The sequence below is a fragment of the Rhizobium sp. H4 genome (assembly GCF_003013335.1).
In the GTDB taxonomy this organism is placed as follows: Bacteria; Pseudomonadota; Alphaproteobacteria; order Rhizobiales; family Rhizobiaceae; genus Rhizobium; species Rhizobium sophoriradicis.
This window is the reverse complement of sequence record NZ_PSOW01000011.1, coordinates 153,084-171,819: the sequence shown is the minus strand read 5'-3', so window position 1 is coordinate 171,819 and position 18,736 is coordinate 153,084. Positions and strand designations below refer to the sequence as shown.

General features: G+C 60.9%; 21 protein-coding genes. 10 read left to right on the top strand and 11 right to left on the bottom strand.

Going from position 1 to position 18,736, the window contains the following annotated elements; genetic code table 11:
* Window positions 1-11 precede the first annotated feature (11 nt).
* Window positions 12-221: a hypothetical protein gene (locus C4N04_RS32200; protein ID WP_077989431.1), complete on the top strand. Its 210-nt coding sequence runs from the start codon at window positions 12-14 to the stop codon at window positions 219-221.
* Window positions 222-367: 146 nt separating this feature from the next.
* Here the strand turns inward: C4N04_RS32200 and C4N04_RS18650 are convergent, their stop codons facing one another.
* Window positions 368-976, bottom strand: coding sequence for a LysE/ArgO family amino acid transporter (locus C4N04_RS18650; protein WP_039620276.1), 609 nt, complete (start codon window positions 974-976; stop codon window positions 368-370).
* Window positions 977-1,076: 100 nt separating this feature from the next.
* Here C4N04_RS18650 and C4N04_RS18645 point away from each other — a divergent pair, with 100 nt between their 5' ends.
* Entirely contained in the window at window positions 1,077-2,006 is a 930-nt protein-coding gene (locus C4N04_RS18645; RefSeq protein ID WP_096772186.1) for a LysR family transcriptional regulator ArgP, read from the top strand.
* Between the two features lie 23 nt (window positions 2,007-2,029).
* On the opposite strand, the gene C4N04_RS18640 is transcribed toward C4N04_RS18645, so the two are convergent.
* Together C4N04_RS18640 and greA are read right to left on the bottom strand one after the other, a co-directional pair.
* Window positions 2,030-2,389 carry a hypothetical protein gene (locus C4N04_RS18640; RefSeq protein ID WP_039620281.1) on the bottom strand — a complete coding sequence of 120 codons (360 nt, stop codon included), beginning with the start codon at window positions 2,387-2,389 and terminating at the stop codon, window positions 2,030-2,032.
* Window positions 2,390-2,517: 128 nt separating this feature from the next.
* A complete protein-coding gene (gene greA, locus C4N04_RS18635; protein WP_106796702.1) occupies window positions 2,518-3,000 on the bottom strand; it encodes a transcription elongation factor GreA in 483 nt (160 codons plus the stop codon).
* 242 nt (window positions 3,001-3,242) lie between these two features.
* On the opposite strand from greA, the gene C4N04_RS18630 reads away from it, so the two are divergent.
* Window positions 3,243-3,959: an MgtC/SapB family protein gene (locus tag C4N04_RS18630; protein ID WP_077989334.1), complete on the top strand. Its 717-nt coding sequence runs from the start codon at window positions 3,243-3,245 to the stop codon at window positions 3,957-3,959.
* A gap of 15 nt (window positions 3,960-3,974) precedes the next feature.
* Here C4N04_RS18630 and C4N04_RS18625 read toward each other — a convergent pair whose 3' ends face one another.
* The 7 genes from C4N04_RS18625 to C4N04_RS18595 all read right to left on the bottom strand — a co-directional run bounded on the left by C4N04_RS18625 (window position 3,975) and on the right by C4N04_RS18595 (window position 9,605).
* Window positions 3,975-4,160: a DUF3008 family protein gene (locus tag C4N04_RS18625; protein WP_038689520.1), complete on the bottom strand. Its 186-nt coding sequence runs from the start codon at window positions 4,158-4,160 to the stop codon at window positions 3,975-3,977.
* Between the two features lie 120 nt (window positions 4,161-4,280).
* On the bottom strand, window positions 4,281-4,514 hold the full coding sequence (locus tag C4N04_RS18620) for a DUF2171 domain-containing protein (RefSeq protein ID WP_038689522.1): 234 nt from the start codon (window positions 4,512-4,514) through the stop codon (window positions 4,281-4,283).
* Between the two features lie 80 nt (window positions 4,515-4,594).
* On the bottom strand, window positions 4,595-5,551 hold the full coding sequence (locus tag C4N04_RS18615; RefSeq protein WP_077989335.1) for a DUF2950 domain-containing protein: 957 nt from the start codon (window positions 5,549-5,551) through the stop codon (window positions 4,595-4,597).
* Window positions 5,552-5,571: 20 nt separating this feature from the next.
* A complete protein-coding gene (locus tag C4N04_RS18610; protein ID WP_106796701.1) occupies window positions 5,572-6,927 on the bottom strand; it encodes a DUF3300 domain-containing protein in 1,356 nt (451 codons plus the stop codon).
* 145 nt (window positions 6,928-7,072) lie between these two features.
* A complete protein-coding gene (locus C4N04_RS18605) occupies window positions 7,073-8,101 on the bottom strand; it encodes a DUF2955 domain-containing protein (protein WP_077989337.1) in 1,029 nt (342 codons plus the stop codon).
* A complete protein-coding gene (locus tag C4N04_RS18600; protein WP_077989338.1) occupies window positions 8,091-9,197 on the bottom strand; it encodes an HlyD family secretion protein in 1,107 nt (368 codons plus the stop codon). Before C4N04_RS18600 ends, C4N04_RS18605 begins: the two co-directional genes overlap by 11 nt.
* 147 nt (window positions 9,198-9,344) lie before the next feature.
* Window positions 9,345-9,605 (bottom strand): hypothetical protein, encoded by a 261-nt coding sequence (locus C4N04_RS18595; RefSeq protein WP_010033769.1) that lies wholly within the window; start codon window positions 9,603-9,605, stop codon window positions 9,345-9,347.
* Between the two features lie 143 nt (window positions 9,606-9,748).
* Here C4N04_RS18595 and C4N04_RS18585 point away from each other — a divergent pair, with 143 nt between their 5' ends.
* The 5 genes from C4N04_RS18585 (at window position 9,749) to C4N04_RS18565 (ending at window position 15,960) form a co-directional block, all read left to right on the top strand.
* Complete coding sequence (locus tag C4N04_RS18585) at window positions 9,749-11,569, top strand: adenylate cyclase (RefSeq protein WP_077989340.1); 1,821 nt, start codon at window positions 9,749-9,751, stop codon at window positions 11,567-11,569.
* A gap of 160 nt (window positions 11,570-11,729) precedes the next feature.
* Window positions 11,730-13,889 (top strand): mechanosensitive ion channel family protein, encoded by a 2,160-nt coding sequence (locus tag C4N04_RS18580; protein ID WP_106796700.1) that lies wholly within the window; start codon window positions 11,730-11,732, stop codon window positions 13,887-13,889.
* Window positions 13,890-13,940: 51 nt separating this feature from the next.
* On the top strand, window positions 13,941-14,351 hold the full coding sequence (locus C4N04_RS18575; protein ID WP_077989342.1) for a hypothetical protein: 411 nt from the start codon (window positions 13,941-13,943) through the stop codon (window positions 14,349-14,351).
* Between the two features lie 108 nt (window positions 14,352-14,459).
* Window positions 14,460-15,107, top strand: coding sequence for a MarC family protein (locus tag C4N04_RS18570; RefSeq protein WP_106796699.1), 648 nt, complete (start codon window positions 14,460-14,462; stop codon window positions 15,105-15,107).
* A gap of 154 nt (window positions 15,108-15,261) precedes the next feature.
* Window positions 15,262-15,960 (top strand): HAD family hydrolase, encoded by a 699-nt coding sequence (locus tag C4N04_RS18565; RefSeq protein ID WP_348628314.1) that lies wholly within the window; start codon window positions 15,262-15,264, stop codon window positions 15,958-15,960.
* A 200-nt stretch (window positions 15,961-16,160) separates the two neighbouring features.
* Here the strand turns inward: C4N04_RS18565 and C4N04_RS18560 are convergent, their stop codons facing one another.
* The gene (locus C4N04_RS18560; RefSeq protein WP_106796698.1) at window positions 16,161-16,841 is read right to left on the bottom strand and encodes a redoxin domain-containing protein; all 681 of its coding nucleotides are present in this window, start codon (window positions 16,839-16,841) and stop codon (window positions 16,161-16,163) included.
* Window positions 16,842-17,128: 287 nt separating this feature from the next.
* On the opposite strand from C4N04_RS18560, the gene C4N04_RS18555 reads away from it, so the two are divergent.
* A complete protein-coding gene (locus tag C4N04_RS18555) occupies window positions 17,129-17,329 on the top strand; it encodes a hypothetical protein (RefSeq protein ID WP_106796697.1) in 201 nt (66 codons plus the stop codon).
* Window positions 17,330-17,623: 294 nt separating this feature from the next.
* Window positions 17,624-18,643 (top strand): GlxA family transcriptional regulator, encoded by a 1,020-nt coding sequence (locus C4N04_RS18550; RefSeq protein WP_003579912.1) that lies wholly within the window; start codon window positions 17,624-17,626, stop codon window positions 18,641-18,643.
* Window positions 18,644-18,736 lie beyond the last annotated feature (93 nt).

The window sequence follows — 18,736 nt, the reverse complement described above, 5'->3', positions numbered from 1 at the left end:
GGAGGCTCGACATGGCGCAACCAAGCACCTGGAATATCCTACAGACCCTTTCCGCATTCAAGTCGCGCCGGCGCAGAGATGCAAATCACGAACATGCCCTGCGCGAATTGAAACGATTCCCATCGCACCTGCTGGCCGATTGTCAGCGGGAGGAGTTGCCTTTGCCGAGCGTAGCCGCCCGGCCGACCCGCCACCTGAGGATCGTGGAATCGCGCGCATAATGTGCGCAGCTGAAGTTTTTCGGATCTTGGCGCAAGGTCACGGTGGTCGGAAGCGCCCATCCGTCAAAAGCTAGCCACCCCCATTGACCCACCTGACCCTGGTGCCGAGATGTCGCGATCCGCATGATCGTTCCGTCGAACAGCGCTCACATTCCGCCCATGAGCTTGAAGGCGATGATCCACATGGTCGCAGCGACTAGCGTTTCCAGCATCCGCCAGGACGATGGCTTCGAGAAGATCGGCCGCAGCCATGTCGCGCCATATCCGAGGGAGAAGAAGAACAGGAAGGAACCGGTCACCGCGCCTGCGGCAAACGAAGCCTGCTGCCCAGGATAACGCGTCGATATTGTGCCGAGCAGTACCACCGTGTCGAGATACACATGCGGATTGAGCCAGGTGAGTGCAAGGCAGGTCGCAAGCGTCTGCCTGAAGCTTGCCGTTTTGGCCTCGGCCGCCGCGAGAGCGGCGTTCGACCGCAAGGCGGAATAGAGGCTTTTTGCTCCATACCAGGCAAGAAACGCGGCTCCTCCGTAACGCATGACCGGATCGAGCCAGGGCATCACCCGGGCAATCTGCTGCAGGCTGGTGACGCCGAGCACGATCAGCACGGCGTCTGACAGTGCGCATGCGAGGCAGACGGCAAAGACATGCTGGTTGCGCAGGCCCTGGCGGAGAATGAAGGCGTTTTGAGCGCCGATCGCGACAATCAGGCTGAGGCCCATCACCAGGCCGGTAAAATAGATTGAAAAATTCATAGCTTCTGCAAACGCCTTTCGCTTCGACCAGACTTCGCTATCGCGGCGACGGCAATTAGGCTAGTTAATCTGCCTAATCTCAATTAAGCTGCGCTAATCCATGCTTGACTACCCCGCCCTCCGTGCCGTCGCGACTGTTGTCCAGACAGGCAGCTTTGAACGCGCAGCGACCGTGCTGAACGTCACCCCTTCGGCAGTTTCGCAGCGCGTCAAGCAGCTCGAGGAGCGTCTCGGCGTTGTGCTCGTCGTTCGAGGCACGCCGTGCACGGCAACCGAAAAGGGAGAATGGTTGTGCCGTCATATGGAAAATGTCGGCATGCTCGAAGCCGAGCTCTTCGGCCAGCTGCCGGCGCTCGTTGATCCCGACGAACCCCGCCAGAGGGTGACGCTTCAGATTGCCACCAATGCCGACAGTCTCGGCACCTGGTTCGTGGAGGCGATGTCGACCTTCGCTAGAAACTCCTCCTATCTGTTGAATATCGCCGTCGACGATCAGGATCACACCGCCGAATGGCTGCAGCGCGGCCGCGTGATTGCGGCCGTCACCAGCCTGGAAAAGCCGATAAGGGGCTGCCGGCGTTTCGCGCTTGGCGTTCTGCGCTATCATGCGACGGCAACGCCCGACTTCGTCGCCCGTAATTTTCCGCAGGGTGTGAGCGCCGAGGCGATCCGCAACGCTCCGGCTCTGACCTTCAGCCAGAAGGACAGGCTGCAGAGCACGTGGGTCCGCCAAACCTTCGGACGCGATCTCGACTATCCCACCCATTGGCTCCCCTCGCCGCAAAGCTTCGTCGAGGCAACCCTGTCAGGCATGGGATGGGGAATGAACCCGACTCAACTGACCCGCGAGCATCTGGCGTCGGGGCGGCTGGTGGAGCTGGTGCCGGACACCCCCCTCGATGTTCCCCTGTTCTGGCAGATAAACCGCTTTGCCGCCGATCGGCTGGCGGACCTGACGCGCGAAGTCATCAGCGTAGCAGGGCGCAATCTCGGGAAAGACAGATCGAAAACCGATCCTCCGGGCCTTTGATCGCGCCGGAGAAAACGTCGCGATCACACGTAAGCCGTACGGCTGCCGAATTCGCTGGTTTCATCGAAATTCTTCGTGCCGATGCGCTCGCTCTCGCCGGAGAATTCTCCAGGAGTTGCGGCAGCGGGCTTCGACGAGGCTGATGCCTGGCCCTTACCGCTCTCGGTCGCTTCGATCTTGGCGATCTTCGCTTCCAGCGTCTCGATCGATTTCTCGATTGTCGCCTTCTCTTGCTCGTCCTGCGTCTGCGACAGCGCCGACTGCTTTTCGGCAAGCTGCGCCTCGAGAGAGGCAAGGTCGTCCGACGAACTGGAAGGCGAGGCTGAAGCGGCTGAGCTCAAAAGTGTGGATGCAGAATTCGAAATTGCGCTGACCATGAACATGACTTTCGATGATGAAATGTCACCTCTAAGCCGCCGGTAGTAAAGGCTCCATAAATAAGGTACGTTATAGTACCCATTTTATCACCACGGTCATTTCCGCTTCCCCGATGGCCCCTCCAGCATCGTCTCTATGCGATGGCGATGATCTCCAGCTCCTGGCCGCCCGCCTCGACGGCATCGCCGACAGCCTTGCCCATCAAAAGCCGCGCCACCGGCGAGACGTAGGAGATCGAGCCGGCCTTGGGATCGGCCTCGTCCTCTCCGACGATCCGATAAGTTTGCACGCGCCCGTCGTCACGGCGGAAGGTCACCGTGTTGCCGAAGGCAACCACATTGGCTGACGTTGGGTAAGGCATCAACTGGGCGGTGCGAAGTCTTGCCGCTAAGTAGCGAAGATCACGCAATGGATTGGCAGCCTGCCGCCGCCGTTCATTCACATCTTCAATGGTGTTCGTCGCATCATAGGCCTCGCGCGCCTGCTGGAACTGCAGTTCGAGAGCCTTCAATCCCGCTTCCGTAACGAGATTCGGATGCGGCGAAACCGGGCGGTCGGGCAATAGGGTTTCCGACGCGGTTTCGAAACTCTCTTCCTTGGTGAAGGCAACGGCCAATCAAAACTCCATGTCCGGCGCAGTGCGCGCCAATCACCGATGGCAACTGCGCCCTGTATTCGTCGACACCATACAATATACCGACTGCGAGCGAACCGCCAATCTCCCCCATCGGCAGCGGCTTTCCCGGTCACGACTTCGGGAACGTCCTGCCGCGCACAGCGTTTATCGCCGCATAGCGTCGAGGAGGATCGAATGCCCGGCGAACGGCGAAATGCCTGCGACAAGGACTGGAGCAAAACATGCCTTCGTTCCTGACGGATAGCATGCCGCTGACCCCGAGCTGGTGGGATATCGCCGCGCGGATCGTACTGACAGTGATCGCCGGCGGCCTTATCGGCCTCGATCGCGAGCGCGGCGGCCACGCGGCCGGCTTCAGGACGACGATTCTGGTGGCGCTTGCCGCCTGCCTGGCAATGATCCAGGCCAATCTCCTTCTGTCGACATACGGAAAGACCTTCAGCTACTTCACGCAGATGGACGTATTGCGCTTTCCCCTGGGCGTCCTGACGGGCGTCGGCTTCCTCGGCGGTGGAGCGATCCTCAGGCGCGGCGACATGATGACCGGCGTCACCACGGCAGCGACCCTGTGGTTCATGACGGTGGTCGGCCTCTGCTTCGGCGGCGGCCAGATTGTCACCGGGACGGCGGCGACGATTGTCGCCTACATCGTCCTGTCGCCCATGAAGCGCCTGGATGCCTGGCTGACCTGCGAACGCAAGGCAACGCTGGTCATCAATAGCTCCGAAGTCGAGGTACCGGACTTGTCGGCGCTGCTGAACCCCTTGGGATGCCGTGCCCTCTTTGTTGCATACGGGCCAACAAGCGATGGCCGCACAGGCGTGACGTACGAGCTGAGATGGATGGCAGACGACCGCGAGGCGTCATCGAGGGCGATTCTGAAAGCGCTTTCCGCCCTTGATGTCGCAGGGTTCTCGATGCAATCAACGACCACCTGATACCCCGGAGCCTTCCTATTTGGAGACGTGCTCGGGCTTGCCCTTTCTCTTGGTCGAGGCGAATTCCTCCAGCTGCTTTTCACTCATGGACTCGACCATCTGTTTTGAAGCGCCCTTCAATTCTTTTTTGGGCGTCTCACCGCGCTTGGCCGAGAGTGCGGCGCCTGCCGCCTTCTGCTGAGCCTTGGACTTGGCTGGCATATCGAAACCTCCTTTTGCTTGGGATCAGCCGCCCCCAAGCTGGTATCCAGCTCTCGTCGCCCTCTTTGTGGCCTCCCTTGCGGGGAGAAGGCTGCGGCGAAAGCCGCAGCCGACCGCTCGTCAGTTGATGGTGGCCCACTGGCTGCGGACATCCCTGGCGTTCTTCGACAGGTGAACATGCGCGTCGACGTGATCGACCCAATCGATTGGGATCAGGTGGTGCTTGCCGTCTTCCGAGTCGGCCTTCGTCAGCTTGATGCGGGTGGGACCATCGAGATGATCGACCGTCCCCATATGGGTGCCGTCTGCAGCCCGCACTTCCATATGTTCTCGGATCTGATCTGCGGAAATCATCATTTCCTCCTTTGCGTCATTGTCAGCTACGAAGCGGCAACGACGTGGAGCGGACTTGGTTCCAAGCACGCTGAACGTGTTCAATCGGCCGTCACCTCCCAGTTGTCGTCCGGGTTGAATGTCCTGATGCCGGCAGCTATTTTCTCGGTCTCCCGGCCGAGATTGGCCTGATAAACCGTACCGTTCGCGTTCACTGCGAAAGTGTGCACGCCGGTTTCGCCATATCGGATGGGCCAGGCGATAAGGGCAAATCCTGCAATCATGTTGCCGTTGATCACATAATTGAACTCTCCGCCCGCGATGTTCGGCCCTTGGCTGTCGATGATCCTGTAGCGGTAGCCGTAATAGCCCTCACCGGCTTTCGCCTTGTCAAGCGCCGCATTGTCTTCGAGCGCGTTGCCCGCCGGGCTATCGCCCGCGCCCAAATCGGGCGACCAGTAGAGACCATCGGTTTTGCCGTCGCTGCTGATCAGTTTCTGCGCATATTCCAGCACGCCGTCATCGTCGTGGTCGGCGAAGGAATACTCCTTTTGAGCGTCGACATAGGCCCGCATCGTTTCGATGGTCTGCAATTCGTTCTCGCCGACGCGGCGCTCGATGATCTCCTCGAAGCCGGCGAAGGTGTCGAAGTTCCATTTGCCATCGCCACCCTTCACGATCGGAAATGGCAGAGGCCATAATTTGTCGCCGATCTCGATGATCTTGCGGCCATCGACATCATTCACGACGATCTTCTTCTGTGTGCCGTCCCGGATTTGTGCGTAGGTGTCCATCACCCCTTCGCCCGCCTTCGCTTTCGCTGCATCGATACCGAGCAGTGCCGCGAATTTGTCGAAATCATCAGCTGCGAGCGCCGCTTTAAAGGCGTCGACGGCCTGTTCCGGCGTGTCGAATACCGGCGGATCGCTCTGCGAAGCGAAGCCCGCGATGACGGTTGTATCGGATGGCTCTGCTGCAGACATCAAAACCGGATCGGTGGCGAGAGCCGCAAGGGCGAATACCAAACCCAGAAGCATGTTTCTGACTGACTTTGTCATGACGTTCCTCCTTCTTCCGGTCACCGGCGACGGCCGCCGCCGCGGCGCATTTCTCCACCGCCACCGCGATTGCCACCGGCCATGGCCTGCCTGCCTCGGCTGGACTGCATCTGAGCGCGCCTGCCGCTGTCGACCTGACCGAGCGCCGAAGGCTTTCTCGGCCGGCTGTCGACCTTGGCCGCGGGCTTCGGCTTTGCGACCGGGCGTTTGGCGTTGACCCCAGGCTGTGCAATTTCGGCTGCCCTGTTCGTCGTTCTTGCGTCGGGCCTGTGGTTCTGTGCGGCCTGCGCTGCCTTCCCGCCTCCAACGGCGGCTCCTGTATTGCCTGCCTTGTTGCGAGCAGCATTTACCCTGTCCGCATCGATCTTGCTCTTGCGGACATCGTTGACACTGACTTTGCCCGGCTGGTCGCGGATCGTGTTCGCACGGTCGTTGCCTCTTGCTCCGACCCTGTTGCCGGCGTTCGCCACGATACTGGTCCGGAAGGCGTTGCGATCGATCTTGTTGAACTGGGCGCCGTCGAACACGATCTTGCTGCGGTCGACGTTTTTCCAGTCGACATCGTTGATGTTCACCTTGCCGTTAATGTTGTTGAGGCAATTGTTGCAGTCGATATCGACGTTGCCGTTCCAGCGCCCGCCCCATACGCCCCAGCGATTCCAGTCGACGGCGGCGGCCCACACCGCTCCCGTCACCACGCCTGCGAAAAAGGTGGCTGTTGGATAGTAGTAGTTTGGATAGGGGTCGGGATAGAAGCCGATCGGCTCGGCGACAAAGTTCGGTTCATACAGCATCTCCGGCGCGTATTGCGGAACATAGATCTTTTCGGGACTGGCGGAGACGATCACGACGTTGTCGTTCTCCTGGCTGACCTTGATCTTGTCATCGGTCTTGATGATGCCGTCGGCGACCGCTTTGTCGCGCAGTTGCTGTATGGCGATCAGAACGTCCTTCTGCTGGTAGGAGAGCGCCTCACCGAGAGACTGCGTCCAATCCAGATCCTCGCTCATCATCGTGACGATCTGCGGATAATTCAGCAGGGAAACGATGCTGCCGTCCCACGTCGTCTTCGGCTTGAGCTCGGGCTGCTTCTTCAAGGTTTCGAGGAACCGGGCCGCTTCCACGACCTGCAGCGGATAGAGCGATGCCGACGTGACGAGGGCAACGAGTTCGTCCGGATAAAGCGCGATTCGCGCCACCAATATATCGAGTTCGTCTTCGCTGAGCGGCGCCGGCGCGTCATCTTCGGCCGCGACGGGACCGGAAGCGACCGGCTCCTGCGCGGTGGCGGTCAGAAACAGATGTGGTGAAAACGGGGGGCCTGGAAAAGGCAGGAACAGGGCCGTGGCGAGCAACAATGCGTGAGGTCTAGCCATCTCAAATCCTCCTTACGGTCAGACATGGTGTGTCGGCTGTTCGCACCATACATTCAATCGCGCTTACATTCATTCCGGTGACGGGAATCGACAGCGGAAGCGTCACTGGTACCGCTGATGCACCGAGCTGCGGCGAAGCGGCCGTTCACGCCGGCATCCTCTTCGCTTCCCCCGTCCGCGGCCACAGGATCGCGGCAAACAGCAGCGCGTAGATCAAGGCTGCCGCGACATAGATGATGCGGGTGGCGAAGGATTCTGCAGCGCTGCCCGGCAGAGGCGAGACCCCGAGACCGAAGAGGATCAGGAAGATTGTCAGGGCGCCGGCAAAAACCGGAGCGTTCCTCGAGCGGCCGGCAGCACGCCCTCCAATGAGAAGGACGACGATGAGAACGATGAGGAAGATCGAGAGGAGATTGGGGCGCAGCGACAGGGCGGCATAGGCGACGGAGGCAAGCACGCCGCCGAAGAGGTTGACGAGCACGAGCCCGATCGCCGTTCGCGCGCTTGCGGCAATGTCCAGCTGCCCGAGCAGCGACGCCACCGTTATCGGAATGACCGCCGCAGCAGTCAGGTTGTCGCTCGTCAGGCAGATCACGACGGAGCCGAGAAGGATCACCGTGTTTGCTAGCGCCCGAAGCAAGGCCGGCGGTCGCCGCTCGATTGGTGCCGCCTCGACATTCCCGGAGAGCGGTTCGGGAAAGACCGCATGGGCGAACCACATTAGAACCGTGCCCGACAGCACCCCGGCGACCAGGATGGACAGGATGGAATTGGCGAGTTCCTTGTTCAGGATGCCGAGCAGAGGCACGATGATCGAAACGACGAGTACGAGAAAGACCGCGGGTCCTCCCTTTCCCGTCGACTGTGCGGCAAAGCACGCAAAATAGGTCAGCCCCAGGATCAGAAGAAAGGGCGCCGGACGGTCGCCGAGGACGTTGGTCAGAACCATCATCGCCATCCCGGCGATCAGAATGACCACCGCCGCGCCGACGGTCTTACCGAACGGCATAGGGCGCGAGCTGCCGAGCAGGAACTGGGCGGCAAAGAGCGGACCGAGGAACGGCACGATAGCCCCAGCATGGACCGCGAGCGTGAAGCCGACGGAGACCGCCAGCGCCACCCGCAACCCCTGGCGTTTCTGCGCCTCGACCGCAGGGCTCCTTTCAATTGACATAGGTCAGCACCGATTTGATGCGGATCCAGAGCGATCCCCAGGCATTGGTCACCGGGTTGTCGCCCGTATAGATGACGACCGTCGCCTGCGAGCCGTAGCGCACGCCGCCCTTGGGCCGCTGCGCCTCCTCGATGACGAGCCGGACGGGAAAACGCTGCGCCTCCTGGACCCAGCCGCTATCGTTTCGGATCGTCGGCAATCCGGTGTTCGGGTCCGTGCTGCCTTGCGATACGCCAAACCCGACGCTCTCGACCGTCGCCGGAAACAGCCGGCCGGGAAGCGCATCGAAAAGTATGTCCGCCTTGTTGCCGACGGCGACCTTCTCCAGGCTGTTCTCCTTGAAGGCCGCATTGATCCAGATGGTGCCGGCGTCGATGAAGGTCATGGCAGGCTGGCCGGCCGAGACCACCTTGCCGATGGTGAGCTGCAGGTTGGTGACGACACCGGCAGAAGGCGCGTGCACGGTCGTGCGCACCAGATCGAGCCGCGCCTTCTCCAGTCCGGCAAGAGCAGCGCGCAGTTGCGGATTGTCGTTGCCGGACGGGCCGAGTTGCTCTTTCGCCTTGGCAAGGTCGGCCTGCGCCCCCGAAACGGAAGCCTCCGCCTGATCATAAGCGGATTTGGCTGCATCGAACCGAGCCTTCGAGAAAACGCCGCGTTTCACCAGTTCGGTCGCCCGGGCATATTGATCGCGCAAATTGTCTCTGTCGGCCTGCATCTGGACAAGCTTGGCCTGCGCCGCATCGACTGATGCAGTCGATGCCCCGATCGATTGGCCCACGCTCGCAAGCGCTGCTTCGGCCTCGCTGACGGCCAGTTCATAGCGCTCGGGATCGATACGAAAGAGAACCTGATCGGCCTCGACACGGGAGTTGTCGGCAACCCCGACTTCCACGACCCGGCCGGTGACTTCGGGCGCGATGCCGACAATATAGGCCTGAACCTGAGCCTGCGAGGTCGATGGCGTCCGCCGCTCCATGAAGATGGAGAGCACGAACAGGGCGAGCGCCAGCAGGACGACGATCAGGGCGATCCTGCGCAGCGGATTGCGCGGCGTCGACGAAATGGCAGGCTCGTCCAAGTTCTCGGAAACCACGACAATATCCTTCCGAAGCGTTGCGTAAAGCGCGGAGAGTTTCAGCGCCGGACGTTTGTCACAATGGTCATGACCGGCAAGATGAAACGCAAGTAGATAACCGTAACATACGCCGTCCGACGGCTTGCCGCCGGCCCGTTGCGCGCATCAGCGAACAGATGGTGGCCGCAAAACCTGGTCGAGCGCGCCCTCTATTTCCTTCGAAAGTTCTGCGATCAGTTCCTGGTACTCGGCAACGCGCTCATTGCGCTTCGGATCGGTTGAGACGGTCCATTTCTTCAGCGCGGATTGGGCGTCGGCGAAATCTCTGCAGATTTCCCGGAAGTCTTCGCTGCGGGCAGAAAGATCGTCGATCGTCTTGATCCTGGCTGGAAACTGCCGACAGACTGCGGCCACCCCTTTGTCCATGGTTCACTCCTTGACCGCATTTGAGAGGCTGCCACTGCAAGATGTGTCGATCCCGATCTTCGTGGACGACGACCGGTTCGTGGAGTATGTTACTGTAAGATACGGTCTGGCTGATGTGACTCAACGGGGGATTGGGGACAGAGATGCAGACGTCGATACCAGCGGAGGGGTCTGCGGGGGCTCCCTCAAAACCTGCGCCTCAGGCCGACGAGATCCAGGCGCAACTTGAACGTGTCATTTCCAGCCCTGAATTTCCCGGTGTAGGTCGTGCCGCAGCGTTTCTCCGCTACGTCGTGTCGGAAACGCTGAACGGTCGGGGCAACCGGATAAAAGCCTATTCGATTGCAATCGAAGTGTTCGGCAGGGATGCCGGCTTCACCCAGGACGATCCGGTCGTCAGGATCGAGGCTGGACGGCTGCGACGGTCTCTCGAGCGTTATTATCTCGTCGCTGGGCAGCATGATCCGGTCAGGATCGACATTCCAAAGGGTGGCTATATCCCAACCTTCACCTGGTCGTCCTCGGCCTCGGCCGACACGCGCACCGAAGAACCTCGCGAAATAATACCCTCCCCGGCCCCGCCCGGGCGCTGGCGGCAGGCACGCCGGCTTTCGCTGCCAAGCGTTGCCGCCCTCGCCGCAGTCGCCATGTCGCTCTATTGGATCGGGACATGGTCGCCCGCGCCGCCGCTCGAACGGCTTGCAAGTCTGTCGCCCGATCGTCCGGCCCTCGTGGTGGCTCCCTTTGCCAATCTCGGAGAAGGCCCGGAGGCGCAGCTCTATGCTGCCGGCCTGACCGAGGAATTGATGACCATCCTGCCACGGTTCAAGGAAATCAAGGTCTTCGGGCGCGAGACCTCCAAGTCCCTTCCCGCCGATATCGGCGCATCGGCAATCCGGGCCGAATTCGGCGCGCGCTATCTCCTTGCCGGCGGGGTGCGCACGTCGGGCAAGCGTCTTCGTGTAACGGCCAGATTGCTCGATACGTCAGACGGCGAGATTCTTTGGTCGCAGAATTATGACAAGGATCTTGCATCGGGAGACCTGTTTGCGATCCAGACCGACGTCGCCAGAAAGGTGGCGACCGCGATCGCTCAGCCATACGGGGTCATGGCGCAGGTCGACGCCGCAAGTCCTCCGCCGGACGATCTGGGCGCCTATGAGTGCACCTTGCGCTTTTATGCGTATCGTTCGGAACTGAGCGTCGAGGCGCATGCGCAAGTCCGCAACTGCCTTGAGACGGCGCTTGCCCGGTTTCCGAACTACGCCACCGCCTGGGCGATGCTGTCGATCGTCTACCTCGATGAAGATCGCTACAAGTTCAATCCAACAGCAAACCAGAACGCAGCCATACACCGCGCACTCGATGCCGCCAGACGCGCAACGCAAATCGATCCGAGCAATACCCGCGGACTTCAAGCACTGATGACGGTGCTGTTCTTCGACAGACAGCTTTCTGAATCGTTTCGCGTCGGAGAACTGGCGCTCGCCACGAATCCCAACGACACAGAACTGATGGGTGAGTTCGGAACGCGGCTCGCGATCGGTGGCCAGTGGCAGCGCGGCGCAGCCCTCCTCGACCAAGCCATCGCCCTCAATCCGGGTGGTGGCGGCTTCTATCATGGAACACGGGCTCTGGCCGCATACATGCTTCACGACAACCAGACCGCGGTGCTGGAGATACGACAGGCCAATATGCAGAAGTTCCCTCTGTTCCATGCTGTCGCCGCCATCATCTATGCCGAGGCCGGCATGACGGACGAGGCCCGCCGGGAGGGAGAGGTTTTCGTCAGCATGCGGCCTGACTTCCTGCCGAACATTCTCGCCGAACTGGCGATGCGTAACATGCAGCCTGGCGATCGCGATCGGCTGATTGAAGGGCTTCGGAAGGCGGGGCTGGCAGTGCCCGATCCGGAAAAAATGGCGTCGACTGCCACGGGCACCTCGGACCCGCAACCCCGCTGATGCCGTCTCCCCGACCGTAACATACCCGATCATACGGGTAAGCCGTCTCATCTTCGCATAGTCTGACCTCGGTGCCGCGTTGAGCGCCGCGGCGATTAACGCTGCGGGCCTGATCCTTTCCGCTGCGGTTCGGGGACCGGTTCATAGATCAGGGTGGAAAATGACTTTATTCTCCAGGATCCGCATGGTTGTGCCGCTTCCCATGGCGGCTGCCCTGGCTTCCGCTCTCCTTTGGGCTTCGATCGCCGTGGCCCAGGGTACGGCACCTGTGAGCCCGCAGCCTGAAAGCGTTCATCGCTTTATCGGCATGCTCGCGGATCCCGACGTCCAGCGCTTCCTCCAGCAGCAGTCGCAAGCCGCCAAGGATGCGACAGAGCCGCCGCCGCCGGAAACGCCGAACCGCGACCCTTCATTTTCCGAATTCGCAACACGCTTCCGCGCGCACGCCGCAGGCCTTCTCGGAGCCGTCAATTCCTTTCCCTCGGAAGCGACCCGGGGCAGGAGTGCACTCGAAGGCGACATTCAGGCAAATGGCGGAACGCGGCCGATCGTCTTGATCATCGCCTTTATCGCCGCCGGATTGGCCGCGCAGTGGCTGTTCCGGTCGATCAGCGCGGGCTGGCGGTCATGGATGGCCCGCGCGCCCTATCGAACGGTTCTCGAAAGAATGACCGCGCTGGCTGCGAGGCTTCTGTGGGCGGCATGCTATGTTCTTTCGTTCGGCCTTGGCAGCATCGGCTTCTTCCTGCTGTTCCAATGGCCACCGATCATCAGAGAAATCGTCGTCGGATACCTGTTGGCGATCGTCGTCTTCCGTCTGGCGAGCGCGCTTTTCGATGTGTTTCTGGCACCCCGGGCCGAGGCAGAAAACGGCTTTCGTGTCGTCCCGCTTGGAAACGAGGCGGCCCGCCATTGGGCAAAGCGCCTGAGCTATCTCGTCGGTTGGTTTGCCTTTGGCTGGGTGACCATCCGCCTGTTGGGCACGCTCGGCTTTTCCCTCCCGGTCCGGCAGCTGGCCGCCTATTCCCTCGGCCTCGTGCTCCTTGTCATCAGTGTCGAAGCCGTCTGGAGGCGGCCATCGCAACTATCAGCCGGCCCGCCGAGGCGGATCAGTCTGCGGGTGCGGAACTGGCTGTGGACAGTCTATTTCGTCACCCTTTGGCTGCTGTGGGTGGTCGGCGCCATGCGGCTGTTCTGGATTGCGCTGGCCTGCGCGGCGCTGCCCTGCGCCATCGCCCTGACCAACGCGTCGGTCAACAATATCCTTCGCCCTTCCTCAGCCGAAGAGGGCGGCCACAAGACAGGAACGGTCGCCTCGGTGATCGTGGAGCGCGGCATCCGGGCGACACTGATCGTTGGAGCCATCATTCTGCTCGCTGGTGCGCTGGATGTGCGGCTCACTGAGATGACGACGCAGGATTCCCCGCTTCTGCGCCTGGTGCGCGGCCTTCTCAGTGCCGGGATCATTCTCATGATCGTCGATCTTGCCTGGAACATCGTGAAAGTGCTGATCGATCGCAAGCTCGGCGACACCGAGGCGACCCATGAAATCGGCAGCGAACGGGAGCGGCGGCGCCTGCGTCTCAGAACGCTGCTGCCGATCCTGCGCAACTTCGTCATGATCCTTTTTTCGGCCGTCGCCATCATGATGGCCCTGTCGTCGCTCGGCGTTGAAATCGGCCCGCTGATCGCAGGCGCAGGAGTGGTCGGCGTCGCAATCGGCTTCGGGGCGCAGACGGTGGTCAAGGACGTCATCAGCGGCATGTTCTACCTGCTCGACGACGCCTTCCGCGTGGGCGAATATATCCAGAGCGGCAGCTACAAGGGCACCGTCGAGTCCTTCAGCCTGCGATCGGTCAAGCTCAGGCACCACCGCGGCGCCCTCTACATCGTTCCCTTCAGCGAGCTCGGAGCGATCCAGAACATGAGCCGCGACTGGGTGATCGAGAAGATGACGATCACCATCACCTACGATTCCGATATCGAGAAGGCCCGAAAGATCATCAAGAAGATCGGCTTGGAGCTATTCGAGGATCCGGAGTTCAAACCGACGACGATCGAGCCTCTGAAGATGCAGGGAATCGACAGTCTAGGCGACTCCGGCCTGCTCCTGCGGATGAAGGTGATGACCCTTCCCGGCCAGCAGTTCACGCTGAAGCGGCGGGCCCTCAGGATGATCCATCAGGCGTTCAACGAACACGGCATCAAGCTCGCCGTGCCCACAGTCCAGGTCTCGGGCGGAAAGGACGACGCCGTCGCTGCCGCTGCCCAGCAGACGCTCGCAGCGCACAGCGCAGCGGCCGCCGCAAACCCGGCCTGAGGGGACCTCTTTGGAAATGGCACGAAACACGAGAGCAAGGGAGGATTTGAAATGAAGATCTTGGTCAATCTATCGCACATGCTGACGACACTTGCCGTGCTGATGATGATCAGCGCGCCCGTCCTCGTTCCGGCGACGGCCGAGGCCGCCCGTCGTGGAGTGGCGGCCTGCGGCCCGAGAGGTTGCGGCGCTGCGGCTTGCGGGCCGCGCGGATGCGCTGCTGTCCGGACCCGTCCGGCATACCGACCCGCCGTTCGGCCGCCCCTTCGGCGTGGCGTCGTGGTCGTTACCCCTCGCCGCTACTGGCGTCCGGGTACCGCCATTGCCGCAGGTGCTGCCATCGGCTTCGTCGCCGGAGCTGCCGCCGTTTCATTGGCAGGTACGCCGCCTCAATCCGGTCAATGCTGGTACTACACCTCGCCCGCCAAGACGACGGGCTTCTGGGACGTATGCCCGCGCTGAGCGGCTCGCAGAAAGACCGGCGAGTCCGTCTGGTTTACTACGTCAACGCCCTCCCCACAGTGGGGAGGGCCACGATTTTCGCGTCGCGAATTTTAGAGGGCACGTTCCATGGATTTCACAGTCATCGACATCGCACTCGTCGGAAAACTTCTGCTGCTGCTTCTGATCGGCATGGGGCCGAAGATCGCCCTGGTGCCGTTTCTGGAAAAGACCCACGCTTTCGATACTGAAACCAAGGTGCGCATCGGCCGCCAGATGGTTCTGATCGCTGTCGTCACGGCGCTGATCCTATTCGCGACAGGCGCTCTGCTGATGCGGCTTCTCCACATTACCGGTGGCTCCGTCGCCGTCGCCGGTGGCATCATCCTCGCGCTTATCGCCATCAAGATGGCGTCTGGACCGACAGAGAAGCCGCACGACGAGTTCGCCGCTCCGGTCGACCCGGACAAGCTGGCCATATTTCCGCTCGCCGTCCCTTACCTGCTCAATCCCGTCGGCATCACCGTCATCATCATCGCCTCCGGCGCAGTCACCTCGATCGCCAGCGCGATACTGGTCACCGCTCTGATCCTGCTCGTCGGCGCGTTCGACTATCTGGTGTTCACCAACATCGACAAGCTCGCCAAGCGCATGAAGCCGGTCAGCATGATCGTCTCGGAGGTCGTCTTCGGCATTCTGCTGACGGCGGTCGCAGTTCAGTTGATCGTCACCGGCCTTGGCAGCCTCGGCATCATCACCCCAGCCGCCGCGCATTAAGAGGTCGGGAGATAGCTGCATATAAGGTGGAATACGCGGATACAACCTGTATAAATACAACCTGCCGCGTAAAGGTTACCGTTCGATAGATTATCCAGATACTGAAGGGCGCTTCGGCTTTATACCCTCTTCCATCGGGTGAGACCCCGCTTTAATAGACTGCCAAGGTACGCCTGATGAAACTGACTATTTTCGACTGCGATGGCGTCCTCGGAATAGCGAGGAGATTTATCTCGCTGCTGAACTCGAATTTCTGGATTCCATCGGCGCTGGTTTTGAACCCAAAGCCTACATGCAGTCATTCATGGGGCTCTCTCCCAGTATGTGGGAAGCGAAGCTTCAGAATTGCGTGGAGGCGAAAACCGGAACACCTCTTCCGCGCGATTTCTATGCTCAAATCGAGCACATATCGACAATGAGATTGGAAGCTGATTTGGCGGAAATACCGTTCGCGCGGCAAGCGATAAACAAGATCGCGACACTGCGGTGCGTAGCCTCCAGTACCCCTTCCACAAGGTTGCGTTGGAAATTGCAGCATGTTGGATTGATCGATCTATTCGACCCGCATATTTTCTCAGCTGATCTGGTCGCAAATGGAAAGCCAGCCCCGGATCTCTTTCTCCATGCAGCCACGGCGATGAACGCACTCCCGCACGAGTGCGTCGTTGTCGAAGACAGCGTCAATGGCGTCATTGCAGGCAAAGCGGCTGGCATGCGTGTCATCGGCTTTACCGCTGGCAACCATTGCTCGGCGGATCATGGTGAAAGCCTAATGCGATCCGGCGCGGATATTATTGTCGAAAACTACGACGACCTAGCAGGGGCGATTGAACGGTTCGGACGACCACGTTGAGCGTCGCTTTGCTCGGGGTATTTTCTGGTCGCATCGTCCAGCAGGTACGCTGCCCGCCTGCTGGAGCTTCGAAGTGTCGATGAGTCTGAGAGTTGGCATCAAGGATATGCAGGCTAAGGAAGTGCCCCCGCCCCCGGAGCGGCCCATGGGTGATCGCCTTTATTCGACATCGTATAGCAACTCGGACGGTTCGCTGCAGGTCAGCGTCCAAGGCTGCCAGCGGCGGCGATGATCTCCGCCGCGGTCGGGAAGATGCAAAGGCTGTTCGGTCCGTCGAGCGCTTCGAGTTGAGCCCAGCCGATAGTGCCGTTCGCATCAACCAGGAAGTGCCCGACAAGCTGAGTAGCGTGCTTCTCGAATATTGCCTTATCGGCTTCATCAAGCTCGAAGCGGTCTTTGGCGTTGAGGATCGTGTTGGCTTCCATCGGCTGTAGCGGTTCTGGCAGCTCGCCCGTTGGGTTGATGCGTGCCGCTTGGAATTGCGCCATCGTTGCGCCATATGGCCATTCGGACTGTCCGCTGCTCACATCGGGCAAGAACTCTGCATGCGGCACGCCGTAGGCGCGATGCGTGCGGCAGTCGGGGTCGCACAGAAGCGTCACCGGCGTCGGCCGGTGGCGGAAATACAGGCGGGCGCGTTCCACCGGCGTGTTGATAACGGCCACGGTCTCCAGCCCGGCGGCGCGCAGGGACGGCTGCACGCCGGCGAGCTGTTCTACCTGACGCCGGCAGAACGGGCAGTGCAGCCCGCGAAAGAAGCCGATCAAGAACGGGCGACCGCTCAAGTCGGCGAGCGAGACCGTTCCGTCGAAGTTGGCCGTGGCTAGTGCGAACGCGGGCGCGGAATCTCCAGGCTGTAGCGGGCGCTTCTGGTCTGCCATGGAATGTTTCCTTTTTCGTATTGTCCAGGTGAACGACCGAAATTCAACTGTATCACTTGTCGCAAGAAGGCCAAGCGCTCGATGTTAAGTACGGTTCGGCATGCATTCGCCGCTCCGACCGATGTCAAAGCTACCCCCGGGGACGCGCTGGGATCATTCAAAATCGTTGATGTTATCCATAAACTCTATTCGTTTGAATGATGGGTTCGCGAAGCCCATATTAGCAGCATGGACAAGGACGAACCTCCCATCGCGACCATGTCCCGGCTCAAGAAAGGAACCGAAAAATGACCACGCTCACCTATCGGGGTGGTGGCAAGAACCTCACCTCCAGCGAAGGCCGCTTCGATCTGGGCCATTATGCCCACAAGCTCGTGCTCGCCTGGACCCGCTGGCAGACTGCCCGCGAAATCGAAGCCATGCCGTTCGACGTCCGCAAGGATATTGGCTGGCCGAGCACCGACGACAGCAAACACCGGACCATGTAATGAATGCGACATTCCTCCTGAGATGAGGGCGGCGTCTGCATCTTGCAACGCCGCCTTTTTCGTGTCCGCCATCTCGTTCCCCATTCCACTTCAGCCCCTGAATTTCGGTTGACTGTAAGTTCTCTTCCGCCCCGTCGGCGCCCTCGCCCGGGACTTGACCGGTCAAATCGCGGTCAATGTCGCATATTTGCTCTTCCCGGCCGCATTTTTCCATGCCAGTGTCGCTTTCAGGACATCGGCGCGACGCATTCCGCGCAACGAATATGTCATCGTCCCTCGAGCATGGATTTCGCTATGAACAGGATGCAGATCAAGAAGCGTTCACTGGTCTTCTTTATGGTACCGCAATTCACCATGCTGCCCTTCTCGGCCGCCGTGGACACCTTGCGCATCGCCAATCGCATGCTCGGCTATCAGGCCTATACCTGGCGGCTCGCCTCCCTCGACGGGGAAAAGGTCTACTCCTCCTGCGGCATCGGCGTCGAGGCGAATTCCTCGCTCGCTGAGGAGCGCCGCCATCTCGGCGGCGAAAACCGGCCGGGCATGGTGCTCGTCTGTTCCGGCATCGATGTCGAGCAGTTCAACAACAAATCGGTCAATGCCTGGCTGCGCGAATGCTACAATCGCGGCGTTGCCGTCGGCAGCCTCTGTACGGGCGCACATGTGCTGGCCCAGGCCGGGCTCTTGAACGGCAAGCGCTGCGCCATCCACTGGGAAAACCTGCCGGGCTTCTCCGAAGCCTTCCCGCAGGCGGAGGTCTATGCCGATCTCTACGAGATCGACGGCAATCTCTATACCTGCGCCGGCGGCACCGCCTCGCTCGACATGATGCTCAATCTCGTCGGCGAGGATTTTGGCGAAAGCCTCGTCAACCGCATCTGCGAACAGCACCTGACCGATCGTGTGCGCAACCCGCACGACCGCCAGCGCCTGCCGCTGCGCGCCCGCCTCGGCGTGCAGAATGCCAAGGTGCTGTCGATCATCGAGCTGATGGAAGGCAATCTGGCCGAGCCGCTGTCGCTGATCGAGATCGCCGACGGCGCCGGCCTTTCACGGCGCCAGATCGAACGGCTGTTCCGCCAGGAGATGGGTCGCTCGCCGGCGCGCTACTATCTCGAAATCCGCCTCGACCGCGCCCGCCACCTGCTGGTGCAATCCTCGATGCCCGTCGTCGAAGTCGCCGTCGCCTGCGGCTTCGTCTCGGCCTCGCATTTCTCCAAGTGTTATCGCGAACTCTACCATCGCTCGCCGCAGCAGGAGCGCGCCGAGCGCAAGATGACCATGGCGACGGCAAGGCAGGCGGTCGCCGCCTGAGGTGGCCGCAACACAAGAAGCTGACCATTCCTTCGTCATGCTCGGCCTTGTGCCGAGCATCTGACCACGGGTTGATCGGGCAGGTCCTCGGCA